General features: G+C 72.5%; 1 protein-coding gene (cut by a window edge). It reads right to left on the bottom strand.

Annotation, left to right across the window (positions count from 1 at the left end; all coding sequences use genetic code 11):
- The coding region annotated (locus SNE206_RS37850; RefSeq protein ID WP_407918133.1) for an EndoU domain-containing protein crosses the window boundary (this coding region is incomplete at both ends): on the bottom strand, positions 1-12637 show 12637 of its 28245 nt. The annotated region extends 15608 nt beyond the left edge of the window.

Below are 12637 nucleotides of genomic sequence, written 5' to 3'. Positions count from 1 at the left end.
GCGCCAGAGCTGGATCGCCCGGCCGGTCCGCAGCACCCCGTCCGGCGGCAGCTGCGACAGGTCCGAGCCGATGCGTCGCTGGTAGGCGGCCGCCCGGATCGCCGCCTCCACGGCCAGCGGATCGACCGCGGCGAAGGTGGGCAGGCCCAGCAGTTCCCCGATCCGAAGCCGGGTGTCCGCCACCGAAGGCGTCCCGTTCCCGGTGAAGGCCCCCCGGGATCGGAGGTGGTCCCACAGCATCCGGAACCCGGGCAGCAGGCCGTCCTGGAACAGTGCCCACGGCCCGCCGCCGAGCAGCTCACCGGCCAGGGTGACGACCGCGGTCACCTCGGCCAGTTCTGCCCGGTTCACGGGGTTCCGCCCGAGGTAGGAGATCGCCAGGTCGAGCTCGTGGACGTACTCCAGCCCGTCGCGGTCCGCGGGAACCTGGAACTCCTCGGTCGCCAGCAGTACCTGGATCGCCGGCGGCGCGTCCAGCGGCCGGAGCCGGTCCGGACCGACCGGCTTCGGGACGCTGCGCACCGGTGCCGCGTCACCGACCACGGGGGCGCCCGTGAGTGCGGGGCCGGCCAGCATGGCGATGTCCCGGAGATCGGCGTCGTGCAGTCCGCCGGGCACGGGACCGGCCAGGAGCTGCGCCGTGGAGCCGGTCGCGGGGGCGTTCAGCCACCCGATGCCCCTGCGGCTCATCAGGCCGCGGTCGTGGCGGAGGCCGGGCGAGAGCACGGTCGCCCGGCTGTCTGCCTGAGGGTCCTGGTAGCGGCTCGGAAGCCCGAACGTGCTGTGGCTCAGCTCCTGTGCGTACAGGTGGGGCGGCATGCCCGCGTACCAGTGTTCCGCGTTCGGGCTGTGGCCGGGTTCGAAGCCCGTCCCCGGCAGCAGTTCGATGCTCGGCTCGCCGTCGACGGGCACGTCCGAGAACCTCAGCCGCACGTGCAGTTGCGAGCGGTCGGGCAGCAGGTGCTGGTGGTTCAGGAAGAGGTCGGCGCTGTCGAGCGCCGCGGCCTTGGCGGCGGCGATCTCCGCCGCCGAGAGCGAGGGATGCGGCACCAGGTGCACCGAGCGGGTGAACTCCGTCACCTTCAGCGTGCGGGATCCGCTGTCCCGGTCGCGCTTGCGCACCTCGTAGGTGCGGATCTCCGCCCGGTACCGGCCGAAGTAGGGGGCGTCCAAGACCTGGCCGCCCGACACGCGCGCCGTCGCCGAGGCCTCCAGGTGCTGCCACTCCTCCGGCATCAGGATGTCCTCGGACCTCAGCCGGCCGGCGAGTTCGTCCCTGCCGTGCAGCAGGTCGAACTGCGCCTGCGTCAGGTTCCGTACGAGCGGCTGCCGTGCCGCCGGACCGGCGGTGACCCGCTTGGGCCGGGCGAGGAGGGCCCGGCGGAACCAGCCCGCCACGCTGCTCGCACCGGAGTTCTGCGGACTCCATCCGTCCAGGCGGCCCGGCTCCATGGTGCCGAGCGCCGACGAGGACTGCAGCCACGCCACCGCCGGCGGTGTCGGCACGGCCGCGAGCGCGGCGAACGCCTGGCTCAGGAGCGGCGTGTTCAGGGTGTGCGCGCGGCCGTTCTCGACAACGACCCAGGAACCGTTCGCGACGACGTACGGCCGCCCGTCGGAGCCGACGAAGGACGTGCCCGACACGACCTCGCCCCCGGGGATGACGATCGCCTCGTACGTCGCACCGAGCGTCCGGCGGCCGGAGGAGGCGTGGGCGTCGCCGATCAGCGACCGGCCGTCCGGGCCGACCGCAGCGGCGAACGAGGCCACGAAGGCCAGGTCGTTCCGGCCGGTGGCGTACACCGCTGCCGCCAGGCCGCCGACCATTGCGCCGTCGACCTCGATCATGCCGGGCCCGCCGTTGCCGAGCATCAGCTGCCAGCCGGCCGCACCCCGCGCGGTGAGCGCCGCGTCGAAGTGCGCCTGGGTGCTGCCCTGCCAGGGGAACCACGTACCGGCGGCCACGGTCACCACGGCCTGACCGGTGTGACGGTCCGCCCGGTACCGGGCCACCGTGGTCATGAAGGCGTGCTGGAGGCCGTTCAGCGGCGAGGCGGTGGCGGGTTCGGCAAGCGCCCGCTCCACTTCCCGGAACAGCTGCGCGGCGTCGCGCAGGTTGATCCGGGTGGACCACTGCTGGAGCAGATCCGAGTCGACCTGCCGGACACCTGCCATGGCTGCCCACGTCTCGACCAGGCGGACCGCCACCAGCCGTCCCAGCGACCGGAACGGACTCTGCTGGTAGGCCCGCGCCCGCACGGCGAGTTCGAGCACGTCGACGCTCGACGCCTGGGCGCCGCCGAACACCCTTTCCCTCACCGCCTGAAGGGTGCGGCCCCGCGCTGCTGCCAGCAGGTTGTGGTCGGCCGCCAGGTGGGCCTGGGTCGGGCTGTACCCGAGCAGGTTCCCGAGCACGGCGGCCCGGTCGATCATGCCGGCGACCCGGGCACGGCTGTCGGGGTCCGTGCCCGGCCCGGCCGAAACATCCGTCCTCAGGTTCTGGAACCACTCGGCGTAGGCCGCCAGGTGGGCCGACGTCACGGCCTGCTCATCGGCCGAGCCGAAGTGCACGGCGGCCCAGCGCCGGACTGTGGCCGTCCCGTACAGCAGCCCCGGGGTCAGCACCCTGTCCGAGCCCGTGACCTGCCAGGCCAGCCCGGCCAGGTGCAGCAGGTCTCCGGCCGGGGCGGCCGTGCCGAGCAGGCTGTTCGACAGCTGCTCCACCTGGCCCGGCCCAGCCGGGATCCCCAGCCGGTCGGCGGTCCGGACCAGCCTCACGAGGTCGGAGAGCTCCGCGCCGGTGAGGTCGCGCCCGCCGACGACCCCGGAGAGGTCCCGGGTCCACTGCCGCAGGGCGGCGGGCGTCAGCGGCGCCGTGCCGTGGTACGTGCCCACGAGATCGATGAGGTCACCGCGCCGCGAATCGTGCAGCGGACCGGCCTGCCGCGGGCCGAAGAACGTGGCGAGCGTCCCCTGCGCGTCCGCCCGGGTGAGCGCCCGCCCGGAGGTGTTCCCCACGTCCTCGGAGACCAGGGTGTACATCCGGTCCGCGCGCGTGAACTCGTCCGCCGTCTGCGGGTCCGACGTCCTGCCCAGTTCGCGCCAGAACTGGATCCGGCGACCGATCCCCAGGACGTTCGCGGGATCGACCTGGGACAGGTCGGAGCCGATCCTCTCCTGGAAAGCAGCCACCCGGCCGACCGCGTCCACGGTGAGCGGATCGACCACCGCGTCCGCCGGCAGACCCAGCAGCTCGCGGATCCCCTGCCGCACCTCCGCCGCCGTCGCGACGGTGCCAGGCGAAATGCGGCCGTTCGCCGTGAGGTGCCGCCACAACGCCTGGAAGCCCGGGAACAGCTGCTGCGCGGAGGGTACGGTCGGGTCCGTCCCGAAGAGCTCCGCGGCGAGCGCCATCAGCTCCAGGGTGTAGTGGACCTGGGTCCGGTTCTCAGGCAGACCGCCGAGGTAGTAGAGCGCCAGGTCGAGCTCCTCGGCGTACTGCAGCCGATCGCGGCCCGCCGGCAGCAGGAACCCTTCCTCACTCATGAACTCCTTGATGGAATACGGGAGTTGCAGAGCCTCCAGCCGGTCGGGAATGGCCGTCGCCGGAGCGCTCCGCAGGGGCGCAGCACGGCCGCGCGTCACGCCGCCGAGGTTGGCCAGGCCCGCGCCGGCGGCGATCTCCTGGAGGTCGAGGTCGTGCAGGGCTGTCAATGCGTGGCCGACCCACCGCCCTGTTCGGTCGAGCTTGAACGTGGAGTCGTGCCGCCAGGTGGGATGGCCGGATCCCATCAGGCCGTGTTCGCCGCGCGTACCGGCGGACAGTGCGGCAGGCCGGTTGTCCGCTGCCGGATGCGCGTAGCGGTCCACCAGCCCGAAGACGCGGTGCCCCAGCTCGTGCGCGTACGCGGAGTCCGGCATGTCGACGGGCCAGTGCCCCGTGTCGATCTCCGCACCGGGTTCGTCGCCGAAACCGGGTGTCAGCCGGACGCTCTGGTATCCGTGAACCGGGATGTCGGAGAACTCCACCCGGACGTGCAACTGCGAACCGTCCGGGAGCAGATGCTGGAAGTTGAAGTACTGATCGACCCCGCGCAGCAGGGAATCCTTGGCCCGCTCGATGTCCGCCGCCGAGACCGACGCATCCGGCGCCAGGTGCACCTGGTGGGTGAACTCGGTGACCCTGAGCGCACGCGGCCTCGGGAGACCGCTCGGCTTGCGCACCTCGTAGACACGGATGTCCGCCCGGTACGAAGACCCGTACGGCGGGTCGTTGATGACGCCGCTGTGACGGTGGACCGCCGCCCTGGCCCTCAGGTGCCGCCACTCGTCCGGGAGCAGGATGTCGTCCGGCTCCAGCCGTCCGGCCATGGTGTCCGCGCTGTGCAGGACGCGGAACTGCTGCTCCGTCAGGTTCCGTACCACCGGCCGACGCTTGCCGGACTGCCCGGTCCGGCCGGTGACGACGGCCGGGAGCAGATCACGGACCCGCTCGCCGAACTTCACCATGGCCGCGCCGAGACCGGAGGAGCTCCGGGGCTGCCAGCCGTCCAGGCGGCCCGGCTCCCTGCCGGTCGCTGCCGTGGGCAGCAGCGGAAGCGGGCGCGCGGCCTGCGTGGTGGCCGCCGCAACCGCCAGCCCGGCCTGGGCGGTGGCCGGGCCGGCAAAGGCCGTCCCGGCCGCCGATCCGCTGCTCGCCGCGGCCGTGGCGCCGGGCTGCGCCATGCCGGACTGCCGCACCGCGAGGTCGAACGCCCTGCTCATCGACTCCAGCAGCCCGGTTGCCTGCGGGGCGCCCAACAGCCACTCGATGTTCCCCAGCAGCTGCCCGGTGTCGGTGAGCTTCATCGCGGCAGCCAGCTGCTGGAGGTCGCCCGCCCTGACCGGCAGCGCCAGCCCGGCCTTGACGGCCCACGCCTCCACCGTGCGGATCGCCGCCAGCCGCTCCAGCGACAGGACCGGCCCCCGCTGGAGGGCCCGTGCCCTGAACACCAGCTCCAGGAGATCGGCGGACGGCACACCCGAGGTGCCGAACACCACCTCCTTCACCTGCGCCAGGGTATTCGCGCCCTCCAGCACCGTCAGGTTGAACTCCGCGGCGAGGTGCTCCTGGGTCAGCTCTGCACCGAAGAAGGCCCGCAGGAGCCCGACCAGGGCGAGCGCCATGGCAGCTCGGCCGGGATCCGCCGACGCGGTGCCCGTACCGTCCAGGTGAAGCACGTTGACAAAGGCCTTCAGAGCAGCCGCCGTCACGGCCCGTTCGGTGCCGGTGTTCAGGTGCTGCGCCGCCCAGCCGCGGAGCGTGCCGGCGCTGTGGAGCAGCTCCGGCGTCAGCAGAGTGTCGTCGCCCGTCAGGGACCAGACCAGCCCGGCCAGGTGCACCAGCTCGCCGACCCGGGCGTTCGCGCCGAGCAGGTCGGCCGCGAGGGTCCTCAGCTGGTCGGCACCGCGCGGGATGCCCTGCATGGCCGCAAGGTCCACCAGGTGGGTGAGGTGCCGCAGCTCCTCGGGCCGGTGGTCCCGGCCTCCCTGCTCCCCCGACAGCGCCCTGGTCCACGCGCGCAGTGAGTCACGCGTCAGCGGTGCCTCGCCGGCATACGTGCCGACCAGACGGACGAAGGCCTGGCCGCGATGGTCGTCCTGCTGCGGCTCCTGGGGGCCGAAGAACGCGGTGAGCAGCCCCTCGGCGTCCGCCCGGGTGAACACGCGCCCGGAGTCGTCCCCGAGGTCGGAGGAGAGCAGGCTGTACAGCTTGTCGGCGACCGCGAACTCGCCTGCCGGCTGTGGGTCCTGTGCCCAGCCGAGCTCGCGCCAGAGCTGGATGCGGCGGCCGATCTTCAGGACCTCACCGGGCGGGAGCTGCGCGGGGTCCAGGCCGATCCGGGACAGGTAGCCGGTCGCCCGGGCGGCCGCCTCCACGTCGAGCGGGCCGACCGCGGCGTCCTCCGGCAGCCCCAGCATGCCGCCGATCAGCCGCCTGGCTTCCGGCGCCGACGGGACGGCGCCCTCGGCGGTGCCGCCGTGGGCGGCGAGGTGGTCCCACAGCGCCCGGATGGCGGGCAGCAGGCCGTCCAGGAAGACCGCGGAGGGCAGGCCGTCGAGCAGCTCACCGGCCAGTGTCAGGATGTGCGTCACCTGGTCCAGCTCGGCACGGTCCTTGAGGGTGGTCGTGCCGAGGTAGGCGAGGGCCCGGTCGACCTCCGCGGCGTACTCCAGGCCGTCGCGGCCGTCGGGGATCGCGAGCTCCTCGCGCTCCAGAAGGCCCGTGACGGCCTCCGGCAGCAGCAGGTCTTCCAGGCGGTCCGGCCCCGCGAGCCTGGGAACACCCGTTCCCGGTGCCGCGTCGCCGACCGCGGGGGTGACCGTGATCGCGGGGCCCGCCGCCGAGGCGATCTGCTGGAGGTCGAGGTCGTGCAGGGCGAGGGAGGGGTCGCCAACCAGCCGGCCGGTCCGGTCGCGCTTGAACGAGGTGCCCAGCGCCCAACTGTTGAAGGCGTGGCCCATCAGACTGCCGTCGAGTCGTACGCCCGGCGACAGCGCGGTCGGCCTGCTGTCCGCGGGCCGGTCCGGGTAGCGGTCGGGGAGCCCGAAGATGCTGTGGCTCAACTCGTGCGCGTGGTAGCTCGGCGGCATGTTCGCGTACCAGCGCGTCGTGCTCACGCGGTCACCCGGCTCGGTGCCTTCCCCGGGCAGCAGTGTGATGCTCTGGAGCCCGGGGACGGGGACGTCCGAGAATCGCACCCGCACGTGCAGCTGCGAGCCGTCGGGAAGCAGGTGCTGGTAGTTCAGGAACCGGTCGACGGCGTCGAGCGCCGCCGCCTGGACACGCGCGATGTCGGGCACGGTCAGTTCCGGAGCCGGCTCCAGGTGTACCTGGCGGGTGAACTCCGTCACGGTCGACGTGCGCGCGTCCTTCCCTGCGCCCTTCCGCACCTGGTAGGTGCGGATCTCCGCGTGGAACAGGCCGTTGAACGGGGGATCGACGATATTGCCCCTCGACACGCCGATGGGCGCGGAGGACTCCAGGTGCCGCCACTCCTCCGGCATCAGGACGTCCTCGGGCTTCAGCCGGCCCGCGAACGTGTCCCTGCCGTGCAGGTCCTCGAACTGCTTGGCCGTCAGGTTCCGCAGCAGCGGCCGCCGCCCGCCCGGGCCGAACGCGGCGGTGACGGCTGCGGCGGTGACGGCCGTCGGCGAGACCCCGCCGTACGTGCGCCGGAACCACGCGTCCAGACGGCCCGGCGTCGCGGCCCCGAACGGCCCCTGGAAGGGCTGGTCGGCCACGGCCATCCCAACCTGCCCGACCTGCCCGGTCAGCGGCGGAGCCGGCGACCAGCGCACGCCCCCAAGCAGGGCCGCACCTGCCGGAACCACGGCACCAGGACCGGGCACCGCAGAGGTCGTGGCGGGCACCTGAACGGTCACCGGCCGGAAGTCGACGATCCAGCCGTTCTCGACCGTCACCACCAGCTCGACACCGGCATAGGTGCCGCGTACGGTCCCGTTGCCGCGCCGCCGCGGACCGAAGCGACGGTTCGCCGGAATCTTTGCCACCCGATAGGCGGCGTACATCGTGTCCTCCGCGGTCCACCCGGCCGGGAAGGTGCCTGCCGGATGAACCGTGCGCGGCGCATCGGCCGCGATCTTCAGGTGCCGGGCCCGGTCCGGGTCCATGGTCGCGGGGCGCGGGCCCCACACCCCGAGCGCCTCTGGGTCGGGCTCCTCCAGTGCCGGGGCTTGCTTCAGCGGGTCGGCCAGGCGCTCGGCTTCGGCAAGCGTGGCGGCGGCCTGTTCGGCGGCGTCCACAGAAGTTGTACGGGGGAGCAACCAGGGGCCGGCCTGGAACCCGTCGGCCAGCGCGTCCGCCAAAGCCCGCAGACCGGCCGCATCCGTCCGGATGCCGACGAGGCCCCGAACGATGTCCGCGAGCTCGCGGTCGGCCAGGCGGCCGACGGTCGACACGTCGATCGAGCGCTGCGCGTCCCCGGCCTGGTGGACAGGCGTGAGGGAGAGCCTGATCAGGGGGCGGTCCGCTGCCTGGGGCAGGTCGTTGTAGAGCGCGTCGAACAGCGATGCCAGCCGGCGCCGGAGCTCGCGCACCACGGTCGGCAGGGCACGGGTGAACCGGACCGGGACGGCGATGTCGAAGCCCTGCCGGCCGTCTTCGAAAATGACCTTCTTCAGTCTCACCCGGTAAGGGGCACCGTCGACGCCCAGGGTCACGTCCATCACCCGGGTCTCGCCGGCGGGTTCCTGAGCGGGCCACCGGGTCTGCGGCTGGTGCCGGGTGGGCCGGTAGGCGACGTGCTGTCCGGCGCGGACCACGCCCTCGATCCGCACGCCCTTCGCCATGCCGACCCAGCGCTCGGTACGCCCGTCGGAGTCGCGCCGGATCGTGCCCTCCGCCCGGGCCCGGAGGTATGCCTTCTCGACGGTGCCGAACACCTCCTCGACCGACCACGTGCCGGGGAACATGCGGACCCTGCCCCCGTCGGCGTGCGGTGCCCACCGCGAGGGAAAGGCCTGCTGCGGGTCGCCCGGACGCAGCTCGGGGTCGAGGAACGTGACCGTCGCCAGGTAGGTGCCGTTCTCGTGCTCGGCACCGTGGTCGCCGATCTCCAGCCCGTATGCCGCAGCGACCTCGGGCCTGGGTTCGACGTACGCCCCCGTACGGGTTCGGCGGTTGCCGTAGAAGGCAACGTCGGCGACCCGCTGGCCGAACCTCGGGCCGCTGAGCACCCCCTGGAGGGGCTTCGGCAGGTAATTCGGAACCTTCAGCCCTGCCTGGTCGTCGGCCGGACGGAACCAGGTGAAGGCCCCCGCGTGGACTTCGCCCTCGATCCGTACCCCGCCGTACACGCCCACCCAGCGCGAGGACGTACCGGCACCGCCGAGCGGCTCCGCGGCGCCGTTGCGCAGCGCGTCCAGGTACGCCTGCTCCGCCGCGTAGACGGCGTCGTCCTCGGTCCAGTACGCGGGGAACATGGTCTGCCATGCCATGGGGGGCACGCGGCGCACCGCCAGGTCGCCCGCTGCCGGGTTCCACATGTAGTGATCCGTGGTCACCGACGACGGGCCGTTCACGCTCTGCGTCCGGACCCGGAAGGTACGGTTCCTGTTCTCCAGCTCCACCTTCCGGGGGAGCACGCGGTACGGGCTGTCGGAGCGCGACAGGTACCCCTCGGCGCCGTCCTTGCCGTAGAGCACGGCGCGCCGCACGTCGAGCGAGAAGCTCGCCCTGGCCGGCATCCCGTCCTGCCGTCCCTCGTGACCCGGAACGTGGACCGTCACACCGGACACCGCGGGCGAGGCCGCGGCGAGCGCCGCCTCGATCCAGATCCCCAGTTTCCGCAGGTTACGCGGAGGGATCCACGAGTTCACCACGGATATGCTCTCGGGGTCCTGCTCCGTGTCCATGATCACGCGGTTACGGCCATCGACCTTGTAGCCACCGCTCATGAGGCCGCCGTCCGTGTACAGGGGCCGCCCCTCGTTCATCACCTCGTGGTCGCGGTACTCGTCGATCAGCCCCAGGAGGTGTCCCATCTCATGGGCGAGGTCCTCCTCCTTCGTGTTCACCGCCCAGTTCTTGTAGTTCTCGCGCTCGAAAATGCTGTGGAGCGTGACGGTGTGATGGGCGGCGTCCCTCTCCGGGACGAACTCGACCGCCACCTCCAGCAGATCACCGTTGGGCAGGCGGGAACCGGAGTTGTAGAACGTGTCCAGCCCCCGGGCGGCACGGGCCCTCACCGCGTCCACCTGCCGCCGGGTGATGCCCGGACCCTCCGCGGGGTGCTCGACCTCAAGGAAAACCTTCAGCAGCGCGCGGGTCGTGATCTCACCGCCCGCCCTCCGGATCCGCTGCACGTCGAAGCGCCGGTCGAAGAACCCGATGGCATACCCGAACTCTTCCGAGCGCGCCTCGCTCGGCCGTTCGACCCGGGCCTCGCCCAGGACAACGTCCGCCCCGCCCGCCACCGGGGCTTGCGTCGGCGACTGCGCAGGCTCCGTCCCCCGGTCGGCCACCGCCCTCGGCCCGAACGCCTGACCGGGCGTCGGGTGAAAGGCGGTGATCAGGCCGTTCAGGACCGACACCTCCAGTTCCACCCCGGCGAAGCGGCCACGCAGCAGCTCCGCCCCGGGCTCGGCCGGGTGGACCGTCCGCTTGGCCGGGTCCAGCCGGACCTGGTAGGCGGCATAGCGGATCTCGAACCGGGTCCAATTCGCGGGGAACGTGCCCGCGGGGTGTTCGGCGTCGAACGCCTCGGGGGTGAACTCCTGGTCGAGCCGACCGTCGAGACCCTCCGCCAGCGTTCTGACCGGCGCGTCGGACGCGCCGGAGCCGATCGGCCCGGGCTCGCGCAGCGCAGACGGCAGCTCCAGCAGGTCGCGCCCGCCCGCCTCCAGTGCGGCGTCGATCGCCGCCTGTGCCCGGACCGGGTCGGTGCCCTCCAGGGGCAGCCACTCCCCGGTCCGCGGCATCGCCGCCGCAAAGTCCGCGCCCAGCCGGGCCAGGGCCTCGTCGTCCTCCCGCACGCCGGAGAACCAGGTGAATTCATCGAGCAGTTCGTTGTCGGTGTAGGGCCGCCGGACGGCCCACCCGTAGTCCGCGGCGCCCGGAGCCTCCACGGACTCCACCGTCACACGCACGGGCGCCGCATCACTGACGGGGACGGTGGTCAGGAACCTCTCGGCGACGAGCCGCCGAAGCTTCTGCCGCGTCGCCTCGACCACCGACGGATCGACCCCGCCGGCCTGGTACAGGTGGACGCGCCACATCAACTCGATGCCGTGGTCCCCGTTGGCGAACAGCACGTGCCGACCGAGAACCGTCCGCGGCAGGCCCAGCACCCGGAACCCGTACGTCACCGGCTCCATGCTCGCGACAGGCTCCTCCGCGGGCCACGTGCTGTGCGGCTGCTCCCAGGTCGGAGCGTAGGCAATGTGCCGGCCGTCGCGGACCAGCCCCTCGATCCGCACGCCCTTCGCCTCGCCGATCCAGCGCTCGGTGCGGCCGTCGGGGCCGAGCCGCCTGACACCGTTCCGATAGGCCTGCTCGACGGTGCCGAGGACCTCCTCGGGCGACCAGTCCTTCGGGAACATCCGGTGCCGGTCCCCGTCCCGGTGCAGACGCCATCGGGACGGGAAGGCCTCCAGCTGGTCGCCCTGCTCCACCTGCGGGTCCTTGAACCACACCTCCGCCGTGTAGGTCCGGTTGCCCAGCGGAGGCTGTTCAGCGAGGACGCGCACGCCGTGGTCGCCGAGGCCCTCCGGCGACGACGCCAGATGGGCACCGGTCCGATCCCGGCGGTCACCGAAGAGAGAGGTGATGTGGTCGTCCTGCCGACCGACATGCACGAGCCTGCCGGTCCCGGGCGAGAACGCCGACTGCGACAGATCGTTCTGCTCCCGGGCCGGGCGGAAGGAGGTGAACACGCCGGCACGGACCTCTCCCTCGATCCGTACCCCCAGGTACACACCCGACCAGTGGAAGGAGCCGACGGCCACACCCAGCGGGCTGATCCGGTCGTTGCGCAGGGCGTCCAGGTACGCCTGCTCGGCCGCGTACACCGCGTCGTCCTCGGTCCAGTGCTCCGGGAACATCACCACCCGGCGCGGTATCGCCGCCGGCGCGACAGAATCCGCCGCGTGTGCCCCCACCGTCGACGGGTACTCCGCCACGAACGTGCCGTTGCGGTTCGCCACGCCCAGGGGAACCGGACGGACCCGCCCAGGCATCCCCGACGGCGGCAGCAGCCCGCCGACACCGGCCTTCCCGTACAGCACCGCACGCCGCACATCGAGGGAGAAACGCGCCTGCAACGGGCGGCCGTCCACCCGGCCCGCAGCGGACGAGGCACCCCCCAGGGCTGTCGCCACCCATACGCCGAGTTGCTGCAGCCCACTCAACGCCGTCAGCGTCTCGGACCCGACCGTCTTCCGGGTGGCGCCCTCCGCAGAACGGACGGTGTCGCCGTGCAGTCCGAGGAGCCACCCGATCTCGCCCGCGAGAGCGCTCCGGGGCGAGTCGACGCCCCAACCAGGGCCGGTCCCGTTCTCCGGCTCGGTACGGAGGACGACCGTGTGGTGGGCCTCGGTCTGCTGGGGCACGAACTCGACCGCAACCTTCAGCACGTCACCGTTGGGCAGGAGCGAGCCGACGTTGTAAATGAGGTCCAGTCCCTGGCGCGCCCGCGCCTCGACCTGCCGGACCTGGTCAGGCGTGATCACCGGCCCGTTCTCCGGCTGCTGCACGTCCAGGAAGATCCGGACCACAGCACGGGTCTCCGTGTCACCGCCGGGCAACTGGACCTGCTGTGCCTCGAACCTGGGCAGTCCCGTTGGACGATCACCGGTGAACTGCACTCCGAGCGGGCCGACCTGGGCCTGCGCCAGAACTGTCGCACCGTCGGATGTGCGGGAGCCGGCGCTCCCGTCCACGGTTCCGGTGTAGGTGGCGGGTGGCTGGGCGGTGCTCGTGTTGTCGTTGGCGTTGTGGGTGTGGGTGTCGGTGGTGGTGGCGTCGTTCCAGTGTCCGGTGCCGGGGATGTAGGTGTTGTCGGCGTCCAGCGGGATGGCCCAGATCCGGGTGGCGTCCGGGTAGAGCGGCTGCTCGCCCGGTGCCCACACCGACCGC

The organism is Kitasatospora sp. NE20-6, assembly GCF_045862635.1.
The sequence above is the reverse complement of the archived record's forward strand: the minus strand, read 5'-3'. Positions and strand labels throughout refer to the sequence as shown.